The following is a 17,896-nucleotide window of genomic DNA, read 5'->3' as shown; positions in this document are numbered from 1 at the left end:
AAATCTATTGAAATATTTAAAATAAACATAAGGCCACGGGGCTTTATGCCATTATTTTTTTGTTATAAGCTTTTATCATTATAAGCTCGGCAGATTATTTTGTACACCCGTCAACAAAAGAACAACATCAAAGTTAAATGTTTAATCATGTAATTATATACAATATTGTGTATCAATTATCAATTAAAAAATTCTGAATATGGAAAAAAATGAAAACGGTAGAAAAATAAAACTTAAAGTTGAAGATCTGACGATTATTTTTGGTAAGAACAAAGAAAAAGCACAGGAACTTTTAGACAAAGGTTTTTCCAAAAAGGAAATTCTAGAAAAAACAGGTTGCACGGTAGGAATCAACAAAGCGAGTTTTGAGATCTATGAAGGTGAATTCTTTGTCATCATGGGGCTGTCCGGAAGCGGAAAATCAACCCTACTGCGTTGTCTTAACAGACTGAATGAACCTACTTCAGGTAAAGTATATATCAATGACGATAATATTACCGGTAAAAACAATAAAGAACTTCTGGAAGTAAGAAGAACAGAGATGAGCATGGTATTTCAAAAATTTGGATTACTACCTCATCACAATATCTTAGATAATGCCGGTTTTGGACTTGAGATCAGAGGAGAAAGTAAAGCTTCCCGCGATGAAAAGGCACAGAAAGCTCTGGATATTGTTGGATTAAACGGTTTCGAAAATCAATATCCTTCCCAACTTTCAGGAGGAATGCAACAGAGAGTAGGATTAGCAAGAGCTTTGGCCAACGATCCGGAAGTATTGCTTATGGATGAAGCTTTCTCTGCGCTGGATCCTTTGATAAAATCTGAAATGCAGGACCAAATGCTGGAACTGCAAAACACTTTACAAAAGACCATTGTATTTATTACCCATGATCTCGACGAAGCCATTAAAATTGGAGACCGTATCGTCATTATGAAAGATGGTGTCATAGAACAAATAGGAACTGCTGAAGATATTTTAACCAACCCTGCAAGCGATTATGTAAAAGCATTTGTAGAGAAGGTAGATCGTAAAACAATTATTACCGCCAGATCTTTGATGTTTGATAAAGCTACAGTGGTGCGTTTTAGAAAAGATGGTCCCGAAGGAGCCTTACGAAAAATGAGAGCAACAGGATTAGAAAACCTTCCCGTTGTAGATTTTCAAAATAAATTTCTTGGTTTTGTAACGCTTAATGATGTGGTCAGAATTGCCAAAAAGAAAGAACCTACAGTAGAATCTATTATCAACAATAATGTCCCTTCAGTTTATCCCGAAGTGACAGTAGAAGAGATGTTACCGCTAATTTCAGGTAGTAAATCGGCCATTGCTGTTGTAGATGAAAACAATAAATTTTTAGGCCTTGTTACCCAACTTTCTCTTGTCATAGAAGCTACCAAATTTAACGAAGAAGAAATCATTGAATTAAAAGAAATCGCAAACAATCAATAAGATGAATAAAATTATAGATATAGGTCAATATGTAGAAACTGCAATCAATTGGCTCACAGAAAATGGAAAACCTGTATTTGATGTCATAAAACATGTAGGAAACGCCTCTATCATGGGGATTGAATGGGTACTTATAAATACTCCTTTTTATGTAATTATCCTCTTCATTACACTTTTAGCATTGTGGAAAGCCGGGAAAGGTATCGCCATTGTTACGGCAGCAGGATTAAGCCTGATATTTTTGATGGGATTATGGAAAGAAACCATGGAAACGCTGGCACTTATCTTTGTAGCAACCATTACCGCCCTTATCCTTTCTATCCCTCTGGGAATTTTAGCTGCCAAAAACAAGATTGCAGCAAAAATTATTCGTCCTTTATTGGATTTAATGCAAACCATGCCTGCATTCGTTTACCTGATTCCTGCGGTACTGTTTTTCAGCATCGGAAAAGTGCCCGGCGCTTTTGCAACAATCATTTTTGCAATGCCTCCAGCGGTACGTTTAACAACATTGGGAATAGAATCTGTACCGAAAGATATTGTAGAAGCAGCACGTGCTTTTGGAGCAACCAACCGTCAGATCCTATTTAAGGTGGAACTTCCTCTGGCCATGAAAACTATTTTAACAGGGATTAATCAAACCATCCTGTTATCCCTATCTATGGTTGTGATTGCCGGAATGATTGCCGCAGGTGGTCTGGGTGAGAAAGTACTGGAAGGAATTAATAAGATGAAACAATTAAAATATCTATTTTTTCCCATTTTAATGATCCTATTTGGTTCATTAAATTCATGTGGAAATATAAAAAACTCCAAATATATTACCATAGGAATGGTAGATGGCTGGGCAGAAGATGTGGCGATGACGCATATAGCTAAAGCAATTTTGGATCAACAAGGCTATCATGTCATTATTCAGAAAGCCTCTACAGATATGATTCTGGCTTCCATGAACAATGAAGATACAGACCTTTTTATGGGAGTTTGGCTTCCTTACACCCATGCTAAAAAACTGGCTAAATTTCCGGGATTAACACATCTGGGAACCAATTATAACAATGGTCGTATAGGACTGGTAGTTCCCGAATATGTTTCCATTCAGTCTATTGAAGAACTTAACCAGCATCAGGAACAGTTCAATCACAGAATCATTGGGATTGAAAAGGGCGCAGGATTGACAACAGGAACAGATAAAGCTATTGTTGATTATAAACTGGATTATCAACAGATCAACTCCTCTACCATTGCCATGATCACTGAATTACAGAACGCCATACAACGTAAACAATGGATTGTGGTAACAGGATGGCAGCCTCACTGGATGTTTGGTAAAATGAAACTTAAGTTTCTTGACGATCCTAAAAAGATATATGGTGAAGCAGAACAAATTAAAACCTATGCAAGAAAAAGCTTTAGTACAGATCATCCTGAACTGGCAGCATTCTTTTCTAACCTCCATTTTGATGATGAAACGATGTCTGATCTTTTAATCCAAATGGAACAGAGTAAAAATAAAGAAGCCACTGCACAAAAATGGGTGGAAGAACATTCTGAACTGGTCAATACATGGTTAGATAAAAAGTAATTTAGAAAATCATGTATAACTAAAAATCCTCAACTCTACTGAGTCTGAGGATTTTTTTATTGCTCTTTTAAGATCCTGAAGTAGTCATGGACTCCTTAATCTTCTCTCTATGAAGTATTCCCCAGTTTACCAGTGTCTCCGTTACCGGAAATACTGATTTCCCATATTCCGTAACTGCATACACCACTGTAATCGGTTTTGTATCCTGAATTGTTCTTGTAATCAGAAGATTTGTTTCCAGTTCTTTCAGTTCTTTACTCAACATTTTAGCAGAAATTCCATCAATACCACGTTCCAGCTTTTTAAAATGAATCTGTTGATCCGTTCTGTTAGTCAGATAACGAAGGATCATCAATTTCCATTTTCCACCCAGAACATCCAGACTATCACGCATAGCGAATAATTCCTCCGTACAAGTTGCTTCTCTCTCGTTTCCGTTTTCAATAATTTTTGCCATAATAGTTTCATCAAGGTAACTAGTAACCATTTGTTAACTAGTAGCAAATATAAACTATTCCCGTTTTACATTTGTAGATCAAATTAACAATATGAAAGCAGTTATTTTAAATAAAGATTTTAAACTTGAAGAGGGCTTTACAGAAAAACCTCAACCCCAAAACAATGAAGTATTAATTCAGATCAAGGCAAGTGGCTTCAATCCTATCGATTATCAGATGCTGGAAAATGAATTGGAAAGAAAGTTAATCAGTTCACCTATATTAGGAAGGGAATTATCTGGAATTATTGTAGAAAAAGGAGCTGATGTTACTCAATTCAACATTGGAGATGAAGTATTCTGTGGCAGTGGCTCTATGGGAAGCAATGGGACTTATGCAGAATACATTTCTGTTCCGGAGGCCATTGTTTCGCTCAAACCTAAAAATATTTCCTTCGAACAGGCAGCTTCTATTCCATCAGCAGGATTGACTTCCTTCCAAATTTTTAAAAGACTGAAATTACAGCCGCAACAAACGATTCTTATCACAGGTGCTGCCGGAGGAGTAGGTTCTTTTTTACTCAAGATTTTATTAGCTCATCATATTGAGAACTTTATTGCAACGGTTGGGAGCGAAGAAAATAGACAAATGCTTTTGAACCTGGGTGTAAAAGGCCATCAAATCGTTAATTATAAAGAAGAAAATCTCATAGACAACATTTTAAAGGCTAATCACCATCAACCTTTTGATATCGGAATTGATCTGGTAGGAAATTATATGGCTGAAGTCACAGCTGAAGTATTAAAAATCAACGGTACTTATGTAGATGTCACTGCTCTTGTCACCAAGGAAGCTCATGAACTTCTTTTCAACAAAGGAACTTTGATTATGAATATCTCTAACTATACGTACGGCATGGTTAAACAGTATGATTATTATAAAAGCAGCTTAGAGGAAATTACAAAACTTATTGAAAATGGTTCCATCATTCCATCACAATATAAAATAATAGGTACCCTTTCTTTGGAAACTGTTCTAAAGGCACACTCCATTCTTAAAAATAACCAGACTCAAGGTCATAAACTTATCATGAAAAACTCGTAACCGATGAACAAAATACCAAGACGCATCGTAACAGGAAGTAAAGACGGAAAATCCATCATTACAGAAGATCAACAGGTAGAAAATGCCATAGAACATTTCCCTGGACTCATTATTTCAGATATCTGGAATACTCAAACAACTCCTGCAAACCTGGATCATGAAACAAGAATTCCCAATACCGGATTTCCACAAACACCCAAAAACGGAACCTATTTCCGATATGTAGTAATCCCTCCTGATAAAGATCTCGGCGTCGAATTCAAAAAAGGAGAACCTCATCCTATGATGCACCAGACACCAACATTAGATTATATTATCATCCTTTCCGGTGAACTTTATTTAATGATGGAAGAAGGAGAAACCCTAATCAAACCAGGAGATATTGTCATACAAAGAGGAACAAACCATGCATGGAGTAACCGTTCTGATGAACCTTGTATACAACTGGCTGTTCTGATAGATGCGAGTGAAAATATTGATTAAAGATTATTTTTCCCACGGATCACACAGACTTTCACAGATGAAAAAGATTTGCCTAATCTGTGAGAGCTGTAATTCTTGTTGGAAATCGCAAAAGTGAAAGAAAATCTAAGATTTCAGGCAATATATTTTGCCACGAATGCACGAATAAATAATTCTAATATATTTCAAAAAACTATGTGCCTATGGGGTAAAAATTATTAACCACATAGACACATGGATCTTATTCATGAAGGTGTGCAAGTGTCATTTTATTCGTGCATTCGTGGCATTTAAATAAGCAGCATGCAAATTTTATTGCAGATAAAACCCTGGCGCCTTAAGTACAACGCTTCAGAAATTTATATCTTAACAATTTTCAACATACTACAAAGCCGAAATCTCCTTCAATTTCTGTTTCATTTTTTCAGGAGTCAATAATCCTTCCTGATAATACACCAAATTCTGATTCTTATCCAGGAAAATCCACAGCGGATAAACTGGCTGTTCCTTGTTTTTTGACAATGCCAACGCCAGTTCATGAATTCCGGAATTACCATTGGATAAATATTCAAATTCCTGTCCTTGAAAATTGATCTTTTCTTTTGTTTTTTCAGCCTCAAAATGAATCAGATAAAAATTATCATTCATCATTTCAACTAACTCTTTATCCTTATTGAAACGAAAATATTCGATTTTACAGACTGAACACCAATCCGTATATAGATGAATTATAACAGGCTTTGGAGAATCTTTTTGTAAACGTTCAAGTTCAGAAAAAGTCCCTGTCTTCATCTGAGACAAATAAAGACAGGGCACAAACATTAAAAATAAAATAAAAGGTCTCATTTTAGGGTATATTTCACTCCCAGGAACCCTCTGATACGTTGCATTGGAGCATATCCATAAGCGGTATCGAAAGTATAATGATTAGGATTGCTGACCGGATCATCAACATATTTATCAAACGGGTCAAAAGGCCTCATCAGAGGGTCTTTAGGAGTAAAGTTGAATAAGTTTTTAATTCCACAATAAACTTCAAATCCGGATTTAAAGCTCTTTGAAACCTGAATGTTAGCCAACGAATAAAATGGTGAATATTCAGGACGGAAGTCATTAGGCAAAACCGGAAGTCTCATAGGCCCATAAAACTGTCCTGTGAAATCTACTGTCAGATTACTAGGAAATTTATAGGTCAGGTTATAGGTTCCACTCCATTTTGGAGCATGCAGTTGCTGTGTTTTTTGATTTTCATCATCATATTTCTGATAGACATCAAGATAGGTTACTCCTACATTAACACTTAAAGGAAATGAAAAACTGAAATCCACATTCAATGAAGCTCCTCTGGAAATTCCATATCCATGAAGATTATCATAAATAATCTTATTCGGATCAGAGTCGAAATCACCAACAATTTTATTACTGAAATAGGTGTAGAAAGCCGAAGCATCAAGATTCACCATTCGGGTTCCCACAGGAATTTTCCAGATATAGTTCAAATTTCCGTTCACAGATCTTTCAGGCTGCAGATCTGATTTCACTACCACTTCTCTGGAACCGGTCAGCGCAGCATGATCCTCTGTAAAAAGATTCACAACTCTGAACCCTGTTCCGAAGTTGAATCTCAATGTATGATACGGATTCGGTGAGAATTTCCATGCGAACCTTGGAGAATGTATGGAGTGATGCACCTTATCATAATCATAGCGGTATCCTAATAACAAAGTATTTTTATCATTAATCTCCCATTGGTCCTGCACAAATGCCCCCCAGATCGGGGACTTCATCGGAGCATTGGTTATGCCATCTGATGCCAGAGTTCCCGGAGTATTATCATCATAAAAAGTTCTTTTAAAAGTTACCCCGGCTGTAATATCATGTTTTCCGAAACTTCTATCCCAATACGTTTGTACAAAAGCTACTTTCTGAAGAGCATTGAACGGATTGGATCCGTAAAAAGAATTCTGGTCATGATAATTATAGGAAAACTGAGTCACGATATGCTCCTTCATCGGCCATTCATACAACCCGAAAATTTCCGCTCTGTTGGTATAAATACTTTCTCCATACACTTCATCACTACCACGGAAAGATTTATTCCACTGCATTTCACCTCCAAAACGATCTTCATAGAGGTATCTCATCGCAAAACTCGCCTGTCGGTTATCTTTTCTTTTAAAATTCCATTTGTTAAAAATAGAAATTCTGTCCTGTAAAGTAGAATCTGTAAAATTGTCTTTATTCTGATCTATCCTTTCCTTGAAACTGAAATAATTTAAACTTAATAATGAAGCTACATTCTTTCCAAGATTAAACTTCGTAGAAAGGTCAAGGTTATTTTCAGCCCATGTACTGGTCATCATATCTACACTTAGCTTTGGAGCCGTTAAAGCATTTTTAGTAATAATATTAATCACTCCCCCCATTGCTTCAGAGCCATAAATAGAAGATGCCGGGCCTTTTACCACTTCTATTCTGTCTACCAAACTGTTGGGAATTCCACTCAATCCATATACCGTAGAAAGTGAACTTACGATGGGCATTCCATCAATCAGGATCATGGTATAAGGTCCTTCCAACCCATTGATATGAATATCTCCGGTATTACATACAGAACAGTTCAACTGTGGTTTTACTCCATTTACCATACTGATGGCTTCAAAAATACTTGGAGTAGGATTTTTCTGAAAAAATTTCTGGCTGTAGATCTCAACTGCCACCGGGCTTTTGGATCTGCTCATTGGTTTTATAGTTCCGGTTACCACTACATCCTCAATAGTACTTGTTTTGATCTCTTTTTTGAAAACCCTTGCAGAATCTGTGTTTTTATATTGATTTAAATTTAAACTGTCTGTCTCCTGGGCAAAACAATAAGAGGATAAAAAAGTAATAGAAAATAATATTCGCTTCATGAAATTAAAATTGTTAGACAAATCTAACAATTATTTTTGAATTACAAAACTTGTCAATAAATATTTGATTGAGCCAATTCATGAAAAATGATTAAATTTGAGAAACTACATATGAAAGTAAAATGAGATATCATCTATCGGGAAACATCCCACAAAAAAGACATACCGTCTTTAAATCTCCGGAAGATAAATTTTACTATGAACAGCTTTTCGGAACCGAAGGTTTTCATGGGATCTCTTCTCTATTGTACCATATTCACCGCCCTACACAGATCAAATCAATCGGGGAACCGAAAGATGTAACTCCAAAAATTGCGGTGGAGAAAAACATTACACCAAGAATGTTCAAAGGAATGAATGTCACTCCTGAAGACGATTTCATGGACAGCCGTAAGATCCTTTTGATGAATAACGATCTGAAAATGGGATTGGCAAAGCCAAGAAAATCGATGGATTATTTCTACAAAAATGCAGAATGCGACGAGCTTTTATTCGTCCATGAAGGAACCGGAATTTTGAAAACATTTGTGGGAGATCTTGAATTTGGTGTTGGTGACTATCTTATTATTCCAAGAGGAACCATTTATCAGGTAGAATTACAGTCTGAAAATACCGTATTCTTCGTACTGGAAAGCCACTCTCCTATTTACACTCCCAAAAGATACAGAAATGAATTCGGGCAGCTTTTAGAACATTCTCCGTTTTGTGAAAGAGACATTATTGCTCCTTCTTTTAATGAACCTAAAGATGAAAAAGGAGAATTTTTAATTAAAGTAAAAAAGGAAAACCAGATCACAGACTTTATTTATGCTACTCATCCATTTGATGTGGTAGGCTGGGACGGATATTTCTATCCTTATAAGTTTAATATCAAAAATTTTGAACCTATTACAGGAAGAATTCATCAACCCCCACCGGTTCATCAGAATTTTGAAGCGCATAATTTTGTAGTATGCTCTTTCTGTGCAAGAATGTATGATTACCATCCAATGGCTATTCCTGCACCTTATAACCACTCCAATATTGATTCCGATGAGGTATTATTCTATACGGAAGGTGATTTTATGAGCCGTAATCATATTGATTTAATGGACTTCACCCTTCATCCGGGAGGAATCGTTCATGGTCCTCACCCGGGAGCTATGGAAAGAAGTATCGGGAAAAAATTTACGGAGGAATACGCGGTAATGGTAGACCCTTTCCGCCCATTAAAAATTACGGAAGAAGCTTTAAAAGTGGAAGATCCGTCTTACAAAACTTCATGGTTGGAATAAAACAGTAGAAGCTCTTTTCTCATATTAAGAAAAACTATTACTGAATACATATAAAAGCTGCTTTAAATCCTTTATTTAAAGCAGCTTTTTTCGTAAATTTGTAAGGTATGGTTCACATATGACCATCATTATTTTTCATATCGCATCCTAAGTAATGGTGGTTTAATAAAAATCAATATTACATGTTAGAAAGAATCAGATTAGAAAGTCTACACGAAAAGGTAACTACGGCTGAAAATGCTGTAAAAATGATTAAAGACGGTATGACCATAGGGTCCAGCGGCTTTACAAAAGCAGGTGACAGCAAAGCCATTTTGCCAGCACTGGCGGAAAGAGGAAAAACAGAAGATCTTAAAGTCACTTTAATGACCGGAGCTTCATTGGGACACGGCACAGACGGAAAACTGGCAGAAGCCAATGTCTTAAAAAAAAGAATGCCCTTCCAGGTAGACCCTACTTTAAGAAATAAAATCAATAAAGGTGAAATTCTTTTCATCGATCAGCATTTAAGTGAGAGTGCCGAACTTCTACACACCAAAAATCTTCAAAGCATTGATGTAGCTGTTATAGAAGCAGCTTATATCGAAAGAGACGGAAGTATTGTCCCTACCACTTCAGTAGGAAATTCAGTGACCTTTGCTGCTTTAGCGAAAAAAGTGATTATTGAAATCAATACGGAAGTTCCGGAAGAAGTATATGGAATCCACGATATTTACCAGGCTGAAGATTATCCTTACAGAAATGTAATTCCTATCGTAGCTCCATGGAATAAAATCGGAAGAAAAAGCATTCCTGTAGATCCTAATAAAATTGAAGCCATTGTTTTTACCAATCTTAAAGACAGTCCTGCAGATATTGCAGAACCGGATGAGAAAACAACAGCCATTGCCAAGCACCTTCTTGGATTCTTTGAAAATGAAGTACAGTTAGGACGTCTTACAGACAGATTGCTTCCACTTCAGGCAGGCATCGGAAAAGTAGCTAATGCTGTACTTACAGGATTTAAGGATAGTAATTTTTATGACTTAACCATGTTTTCCGAAGTGCTTCAGGACAGCACCTTTGACCTGATAGATTCTGGTAAATTAAGTTTTGCCTCTGCATCATCTATTACGGTTTCTAAAGAATGTTATGAAAGAGTTTTAGGAAACCTTTCAAAATATAAAGATAAGTTTGTTTTAAGACCTCAAAATATTTCCAATACTCCGGGATTGATCAGAAGATTAGGAGTAATTGCCATCAACACTGCTATTGAGTTTGACATCTACGGAAATGTAAACTCTACCCATATTGGCGGCACAAAAATCATGAATGGAATCGGAGGTTCCGGAGACTTTGCAAGAAATGCTTACTTAAGTATTTTTGTAACTCAGGCAGCATCCAAAGGCAACAATATTTCCCACGTGCTTCCAATGGTTTCTCACACAGACCATACAGAACATGATGTTGACATTCTGGTTACTGATGTAGGACTGGCTGATTTAAGAGGATTAGCCCCAAGAGAAAGAGCTCAGAAAATTATTGACAACTGTGTTCATCCTGATTACAGAGAAGAACTTCAATCTTATTTTGACAGAGCTTGTGAACGTGGAGGACACACGCCTCATCTTCTGGAAGAAGCCTTCAGCTGGCATTTACGTTTCTCAGAAACCGGAAGTATGAAGCAGACTATAGCAGCCGAAGTTTCCAATTAAGAATTTTATATTTCAATTGAACCTTATAAAAGGACCAGATGTTATTCATTTGGTCCTTTATTTTTTATTAAATTTATAAGATTCATTAATATGATAAAAGTCTTTTAATCTCCTTTACAAGATTTGAAATAAATAGGGATATAAAGATTATCTTTGAGAGAGGTTAGGCATTTATGAAATAGAAATTAGTCAGGAATTTTATAATAAAAAAGATAAAATATGAATAATTACATCAGCGCAGAAGAAGCGATATATACGATAAAAAGCGGTAACCGTGTATTTTTCCACGGCAGCGCATGTACTCCCAATTATCTGATTGATGAACTGGCAAGACAAGCTCACAGGTTAGACAAGGTAGAAATGGTTTCTATTACCCAACAAGGAAATATAGAAATTGCAAAACCTGAGTATAAAGACAAATTCTTTGTCAATTCCTTATTCGTATCTACGCCGGTTCGTGATGCTGTAAATTCAGACAGAGGAGACTTTGTTCCTGTATTTTTAAGTGAAATTCCCATTTTATTCAGAAAGAATATACTCCCGCTGGATGTGGCTTTGGTAACCGTTTCGCCACCAGACAGGCATGGTTTCTGTACATTGGGAACATCTGTAGACATTGCAAGAGCTGCTGTAGATACTGCGAAAATTATTGTTGCATTGGTTAATCCAAGAATGCCCAGAACTCATGGAGACGGAATGATTCACATCAGCAGAATCCATAAACTCGTTTGGCATGAAGAAGAACTTCACACCGTGGATTATAGTTCAAAAGTTGGTCCTGAAGAAATGCTGGTAGGGAAAAATGTAGCGGAACTTATTGAAGACCGTTCCACCCTACAAATGGGTATAGGAACTATTCCTGATGCTGTTTTACAATGTTTGCATAGCCATAAGGATCTTGGTATTCATACCGAAATGTTAAGTGATGGTGTGATAGACCTTATTCAGAACGATGTAATCAATAATAAATATAAAGGCTACAACGACAATAAAACCATTACCAGCTTCTGTTTTGGAACCAGAAAATTGTATGATTATGTGGATGACAACACTGTTTTTGCTTTCAGAGATGTGAGTGAGGTCAACTTCCCGATCAATATCATGAAGAATAAAAAACTGGTAGCCATCAACTCTGCCATTGAAATTGACCTTACCGGACAGGTATGCGCAGACTCTATCGGAACATTGCAATATAGTGGTATTGGTGGTCAAATGGACTTTATGCGTGGTGCTGCCTTAAGCGAAGATGGAAAACCTATCATTGCCATCACTGCAAGAACAAAAAAAGGAATTTCAAGGATTGTTCCTTTTCTGAAACAAGGGGCAGGTGTAGTCACCACAAGAGGTCACATCCATTACGTTGTTACAGAATATGGCACCGCTTATCTGTATGGGAAAAACCTTCGCCAGAGAGCGCAGGAGCTGATTAGCATTGCCCATCCTGATGATAGAGAAATGCTTGAAAGAGCTGCTTTTGAAAGGTTTAAACACTGATAATCAATTAATAATATATTTTAACTTCAATTTTTATTTAGAGTTTTAAAAAATATCTTTAACTTATACCAATAAAACATAAAAAAGCCTTAATATTTTGGCAATGTTTTTGATAAAAATCTTTTTAAAACAAGGAAATTGAAGACTATATATAATTCGATACGAGAAGAAGTGGTAAAGCATTCGAAGGTAAGGAATTCTGTTTTGGGGAATGTGAATGAATGGAAGAGAAGCCATTATATTATTCTTTCCGAAATCATTAAAGATGAGCTATCTGAAGCTGAAGAACTTAAAGGAGGTAAAAAATTCGAAATCGGGAGCACGATCTCACACGTTACGCTGCAGCGTTTTTTTGAAAATGATTACCAGGACAAAACCCACAGTGATTTAAGATTCTTAAAAACACTGGATAAAATATGTATTTTTCTGGGCTATAAAGACCTTAATGATTATATCCTTTTCATCAGGCATAAGAAAAAGGATGAGAACGAAACTGATGACCTATCCTTCATGACCAGGTTTATATATGATTATTGTGCTCAAGCTTTTGAATTCTGTAAACAATTTCCCGATCATAATATTGAACTTTTTAAAGATTTGGTATTTGATGATTCTCCATTTCTGGAAAGAGTTTCACAATTCAGTAAAGAGCTTTGCGACAAAGACTTTCAGTTGGTAACAAAAAACAACCGTTCCAACTATGAAGTTTTTGATATTCATATGGTTACAGATGAACCGGATAAAAAAATCCTGGAATCCCAGGAATTCTGGAATCTGCTGTTTAAAGTTGGCGAAACCGGAGAAGAACATTTTGTAAACCAACTCAGTACACAAATTTATTTTTTCAAGAAAATAGATAATACCTGGAAGATCTGGGACAATTATAATCCGGATGCCGGAATGCTTAACAGAAAGATATAAACGATATCAAATAAGAAAGCCGCAGAGATAATCTGCGGCTTTCATGTTCGAAATATTTTTTTCTCACTTGTTTTTTGTTCTACAAATGTACTTAGCTTATTTCGAACTTAAGAAACTTAAATATACTTAAGTGAACACTTCTTATACTTTATGTTAAATATATTCAATGAATCAGCCGTAATATTTTCGCTATATCCAAGAATTTTGTAATTTGCATACCAATAAAATAAAAGTAAAAGAGAAAATATGTCAACACTTACATTTGCCGAGAAGATTGCTCAAGCAGAGAATTTCTTACCGATTAACGGTACAGATTATATTGAGTTTTATGTAGGAAATGCAAAACAGGCTGCCCATTATTACAAAACCGCTTTCGGTTTTCAGTCTGTAGCATATGCGGGTCCTGAAACAGGAGTAAGAGACCGCGCATCTTATGTGCTTCAACAGGGAAAAATCAGATTAGTACTTACTACAGGGCTTACCTCTGAATCTCCTATCAGCGAACACGTAAAAAAACATGGTGACGGAGTAAAAATTTTGGCACTTTGGGTAGATGATGCATATGCAGCTTTCGAAGAAACAACTAAAAGAGGAGGAAAACCTTATTTAGAGCCTGTAACTTTAACTGATGAGCATGGTGAAGTAAGAATGTCCGGTATCTATACGTACGGAGAAACTGTTCACATGTTTGTGGAAAGAAAAAATTACAATGGAGCTTTCATGCCTGGGTATGAAAAATGGGAAAGTAACTACCAACCTGAAGAAGCTGGCTTATTGTACGTAGACCACTGTGTAGGAAACGTAGACTGGAACAGAATGATCCCTACTGTGGAATGGTATGAAAAAGTAATGGGATTTGTGAATATCCTTTCTTTTGATGACAAACAGATCAACACAGAATATTCTGCATTGATGTCTAAAGTAATGTCAAATGGAAATGGATTTGCAAAATTCCCGATCAACGAACCTGCAGAAGGTAAAAAGAAATCTCAGGTAGAAGAATATCTTGATTTCTACGAGGGAGAAGGAGTACAACACATTGCTGTTGCTACCAAAGACATTATTCATACGGTAACTGAACTTAAAAAACGTGGTGTAGAGTTTCTTTCTGCTCCACCAGAGGCCTATTATGATATGGTTCCTCAAAGAGTAGGTCATATTGATGAAGATCTTAAGAAACTTCAAGACTTAGGTATACTTATTGATCATGATGAAGAAGGATATCTGTTACAGATTTTTACTAAGCCTGTAGAAGACCGTCCTACTCTATTCTTCGAAATCATTGAAAGACATGGTGCACAGAGTTTTGGTGCCGGAAATTTCAAAGCATTGTTCGAAGCATTAGAAAGAGAACAGGAGAGAAGAGGAAATCTTTAATTTTACAACCAGAAATAGTAAGTTTTGTCAGGATGCAAAGTTCTGACAAAACTTTTTTATAAAACACAGCATAATGAGAAAACTTTTAATTGGAATTTTATTCTTTGGAACCTTAGGTGTAAAAGCACAATATGGATCACTGAATGCAATTCTGGACAGACTTGAAGCAAGAAGAGGTATCAATCAAAATCTTGAAAAGGTAGATATCAACAACAAAAAGTTTGTTTTCATTAAAGATGAGGCAGACCACACAGAAAGAGATTTTATTGTTATTAAAGGAAGTAATGCAACCTATGTAGAGGTTTTTGATGATAAATCTACGGGAGAAAGCAGTTCTAATGTCTTTACCGGTGATATTATCCGAAAAAAGAACATCGTTTCTTTACGAGCGGATATGCTTGAGGGCAAAAAGGTCCCGATGCCTGTCACAAAAACACTTTTGCTTACCCAACAGGACAATATTCTCTATCTTATTGATATCAATACCAGAGACCGATGGATTGATGAAGCCTCTTACTCAAAAAAGGCAAAATAAACATCTTGGGGAAAGTTTCTCGGGATGATATTTTAATCTAACTAAAATCTAAACTTATGAAATCATTTGTAGACTATTCCTCAAATTCGGATTTTTCTATATATAATATTCCTTTTGGAGTAGCAGTATTCAATAAAGAATATATCGGATGCTGTACAAGAATCGGAGATCAGGTTATTGATCTTGCTACCCTTTATGATCTTGGCTATTTTGAAGACATTGAAGGATTGGACGACAATGTTTTTGAAGCCTACACCATCAACGAATTTATCGAATTGGGTAAACCTGTTACCAATGCTGTTCGTACAAAGATTCAGGCATTATTACAGGAAGGTTCGGCATTGTCAAAAGATCAGAAAACAATTGAAGAGGCATTCTATGATCTTGATAAAGTAAAAATGATGATGCCGGTTCATATTCCAAACTATACAGACTTCTACAGCAGCATTGAACATGCTACCAACGTAGGAAAAATGTTCCGTGACCCTGCCAATGCCTTACTCCCTAACTGGAAACATTTACCGGTAGGTTACCACGGAAGAGCTTCTTCTATTGTTGTTTCCGGAACAGAAATTAACCGTCCTAAAGGTCAGACAAAACCAGCTGATGCAGATAAACCTGTTTTTGGGCCTTGCAAACAATTGGATTTTGAATTGGAAATGGCTTTCATCATCAACAAAAATACGGAGATGGGAGAAAGTATTTCTACTAAAGATGCTGAAGATGCGATCTTCGGAATGGTGGTATTTAACGACTGGTCTGCGAGAGACATCCAAGCATGGGAATATGTTCCACTAGGGCCATTCCTTGCGAAAAACTTTGGTTCATCTATTTCTCCATGGGTAGTTACCCTTGAAGCTTTGGAACCATTCAGAACCGCCTCTCCTACACAGGATCCTGAAGTTTTAGATTATTTAAAATTTGAAGGAGACAAAAACTACGATATCAACCTTGAAGTTTATATCCAGCCTGAAAATGGGGAACAAAATCTGATCTGCGAAAGTAACTACAAGCATATGTACTGGAACATGACCCAACAATTGGCTCACCATACCGTAAATGGATGTAATGTAGAAGTTGGCGATATGTATGCAAGTGGAACAATTTCAGGAAGTGATCCAAAATCTTTCGGTTCTATGCTTGAATTAACGTGGAGAGGTCAAAATCCTTTATCATTAAGCAATGGTGAAGAAAGAAAATTCATTGAAGATCGTGATACCGTTACCATGAAGGCATGGGCTGAGAAAGATGGTGTGAGAGTAGGTTTCGGTGAAGTTTCCGGTAAAATTATCCCAACACATTAATTAATTTAACCACAAAAGTCACAAAAGGATTTATGATTACAGAGTCATATTTAACTGATTTGACCTATAAAATAAACGGCGCCTTCATAGAGTTCACAAAATTCTAGGCGCTGGTTTGTTAGAAAGTGTGTATCATAAATGCCTGGAAGAAGAATTAAGATTAAGAAATATTAGTTTTAAATCTGAACTGAAGGTTCCTGTAAATTATAAAGGAAAAGAAATAGATTGTGATTTCTTTTGCGATTTTTTAGTTGAAGATTTAATTGTTATTGAGCTCAAATCAGTTGTTCAATTAAATGATATTCATAGGGCTCAGCTTTTAAATTACATCAACTTAATGAAGAAACCTAAAGGCATCTTAGTTGATTTTAATGTAAAAAATCTTTATCATGACGGACAGGAAACCTTTGTAAATAAATACTACGACATGCTTTTTTGATCTTTAAAGATCAAAGCTATTTACTTAAAAACTTTTGTAACTTTTGTGGTTTTATCATTTTTATAGTTAACTAAAAATATGAAAACAGTAACCCCCTCTGAGATAACTGCCGTACAGCTTCAGACCATCATGCAAACCGCCGTTTCACCTCGTCCTATTGCATTGGCTTCTACGGTGGATGGAGACGGCAATCATAACTTATCTCCATTCAGTTTTTTCAATATGTTCAGTACGGTTCCTCCAATTCTGATCTTTTCACCATCGAGGAGAGTACGTGACAATACTACAAAACATACGCTTGAAAATGTATTAGAAGTACCGGAAGTTGTTATTGGAACAGTAAACTTTCCAATCGTACAGCAGATTTCTTTGGCCTCTACGGAGTATGAAACAGGAGTCAATGAATTTGTAAAGTCTGGTCTTACGATGAAAGACGCTGACCTGATACAACCCAAACTGATTGAAGAATGCCCTGTGAACTTTGAATGTAAAGTCTTAGAAATAAAACATTTAGGAAACCAAGGAGGATCAGGAAATCTTGTAATCTGTGAGGTTCAGAAGATTCATATCAGGGAAGAATACCTGAATGAAGCAGGAAATTTAGATCAGCAAAAACTGGATATGGTCGCCCGTTTAGGGAGCAACTGGTATTCCAGAAGTAATGAAAACAGCCTTTTTGAAGTTCCTAAACCTTTGGTAACAAAAGGAATTGGCTTTGATCTTTTGCCGGATGCTATCAAATACAGTAAAGTATTTACAGGAAATGATTTGGGAATGCTGGCGAACGTTGAAGTTTTACCTTCCGGAGAATATTATTCTGATGAAAATATTCATGAAGATGCCCAAAAGCTATTGTTGGAAAGCAACATTGAAGAAGCCTGGAAGATTTTAATTAAATAATCTGAATA

General features: G+C 36.2%; 16 protein-coding genes. 13 read left to right on the top strand and 3 right to left on the bottom strand.

Annotation, left to right across the window (positions count from 1 at the left end):
- Positions 1-199: 199 nt before the first annotated feature.
- Both EL260_RS05875 and EL260_RS25895 read left to right on the top strand, forming a co-directional pair.
- Positions 200-1,450 carry a quaternary amine ABC transporter ATP-binding protein gene (locus EL260_RS05875; RefSeq protein ID WP_123859272.1) on the top strand — a complete coding sequence of 417 codons (1,251 nt, stop codon included), beginning with the start codon at positions 200-202 and terminating at the stop codon, positions 1,448-1,450.
- 1 nt (position 1,451) lies between these two features.
- Positions 1,452-3,035, top strand: a complete 1,584-nt coding sequence (locus EL260_RS25895; protein ID WP_123859271.1) for an ABC transporter permease/substrate binding protein — start codon at positions 1,452-1,454, stop codon at positions 3,033-3,035.
- A 67-nt stretch (positions 3,036-3,102) separates the two neighbouring features.
- Here the strand turns inward: EL260_RS25895 and EL260_RS05865 are convergent, their stop codons facing one another.
- The gene (locus tag EL260_RS05865) at positions 3,103-3,492 is read right to left on the bottom strand and encodes a winged helix-turn-helix transcriptional regulator (RefSeq protein ID WP_123860657.1); all 390 of its coding nucleotides are present in this window, start codon (positions 3,490-3,492) and stop codon (positions 3,103-3,105) included.
- Between the two features lie 91 nt (positions 3,493-3,583).
- Here EL260_RS05865 and EL260_RS05860 point away from each other — a divergent pair, with 91 nt between their 5' ends.
- Positions 3,584-4,576, top strand: coding sequence for an NADP-dependent oxidoreductase (locus EL260_RS05860; RefSeq protein ID WP_123859270.1), 993 nt, complete (start codon positions 3,584-3,586; stop codon positions 4,574-4,576).
- A 3-nt stretch (positions 4,577-4,579) separates the two neighbouring features.
- Positions 4,580-5,059 carry a cupin domain-containing protein gene (locus EL260_RS05855; protein WP_123859269.1) on the top strand — a complete coding sequence of 160 codons (480 nt, stop codon included), beginning with the start codon at positions 4,580-4,582 and terminating at the stop codon, positions 5,057-5,059.
- A 363-nt stretch (positions 5,060-5,422) separates the two neighbouring features.
- Here the strand turns inward: EL260_RS05855 and EL260_RS05850 are convergent, their stop codons facing one another.
- Both EL260_RS05850 and EL260_RS05845 read right to left on the bottom strand, forming a co-directional pair.
- Positions 5,423-5,830, bottom strand: coding sequence for a thioredoxin family protein (locus EL260_RS05850; protein WP_228445334.1), 408 nt, complete (start codon positions 5,828-5,830; stop codon positions 5,423-5,425).
- Positions 5,831-5,880: 50 nt separating this feature from the next.
- A complete protein-coding gene (locus tag EL260_RS05845) occupies positions 5,881-7,950 on the bottom strand; it encodes a TonB-dependent receptor plug domain-containing protein (RefSeq protein WP_123859267.1) in 2,070 nt (689 codons plus the stop codon).
- Between the two features lie 122 nt (positions 7,951-8,072).
- Here EL260_RS05845 and EL260_RS05840 point away from each other — a divergent pair, with 122 nt between their 5' ends.
- From EL260_RS05840 to EL260_RS05800, 9 genes are all read left to right on the top strand, one after another.
- Positions 8,073-9,224 (top strand): homogentisate 1,2-dioxygenase, encoded by a 1,152-nt coding sequence (locus tag EL260_RS05840; protein ID WP_123859266.1) that lies wholly within the window; start codon positions 8,073-8,075, stop codon positions 9,222-9,224.
- 182 nt (positions 9,225-9,406) lie between these two features.
- Positions 9,407-10,918, top strand: a complete 1,512-nt coding sequence (locus EL260_RS05835) for a succinate CoA transferase (protein ID WP_123859265.1) — start codon at positions 9,407-9,409, stop codon at positions 10,916-10,918.
- A 219-nt stretch (positions 10,919-11,137) separates the two neighbouring features.
- The gene (locus EL260_RS05830) at positions 11,138-12,412 is read left to right on the top strand and encodes an acetyl-CoA hydrolase/transferase family protein (protein WP_123859264.1); all 1,275 of its coding nucleotides are present in this window, start codon (positions 11,138-11,140) and stop codon (positions 12,410-12,412) included.
- Between the two features lie 138 nt (positions 12,413-12,550).
- Positions 12,551-13,333, top strand: coding sequence for a hypothetical protein (locus EL260_RS05825; protein WP_123859263.1), 783 nt, complete (start codon positions 12,551-12,553; stop codon positions 13,331-13,333).
- Positions 13,334-13,579: 246 nt separating this feature from the next.
- Positions 13,580-14,710, top strand: a complete 1,131-nt coding sequence (hppD, locus tag EL260_RS05820) for a 4-hydroxyphenylpyruvate dioxygenase (RefSeq protein ID WP_123859262.1) — start codon at positions 13,580-13,582, stop codon at positions 14,708-14,710.
- Between the two features lie 73 nt (positions 14,711-14,783).
- Positions 14,784-15,245: a hypothetical protein gene (locus EL260_RS05815; RefSeq protein WP_123859261.1), complete on the top strand. Its 462-nt coding sequence runs from the start codon at positions 14,784-14,786 to the stop codon at positions 15,243-15,245.
- A 56-nt stretch (positions 15,246-15,301) separates the two neighbouring features.
- The gene (fahA, locus tag EL260_RS05810) at positions 15,302-16,549 is read left to right on the top strand and encodes a fumarylacetoacetase (protein ID WP_123859260.1); all 1,248 of its coding nucleotides are present in this window, start codon (positions 15,302-15,304) and stop codon (positions 16,547-16,549) included.
- Between the two features lie 127 nt (positions 16,550-16,676).
- On the top strand, positions 16,677-16,988 hold the full coding sequence (locus tag EL260_RS05805) for a GxxExxY protein (RefSeq protein WP_228445622.1): 312 nt from the start codon (positions 16,677-16,679) through the stop codon (positions 16,986-16,988).
- A gap of 78 nt (positions 16,989-17,066) precedes the next feature.
- Complete coding sequence (locus EL260_RS05800; RefSeq protein ID WP_123859259.1) at positions 17,067-17,888, top strand: flavin reductase family protein; 822 nt, start codon at positions 17,067-17,069, stop codon at positions 17,886-17,888.
- Positions 17,889-17,896 lie beyond the last annotated feature (8 nt).

This window comes from Chryseobacterium nakagawai (genome assembly GCF_900637665.1).
Lineage (GTDB): Bacteria > Bacteroidota > Bacteroidia > Flavobacteriales > Weeksellaceae > Chryseobacterium > Chryseobacterium nakagawai.
The sequence above is the reverse complement of the archived record's forward strand: the minus strand, read 5'-3'. Positions and strand labels throughout refer to the sequence as shown.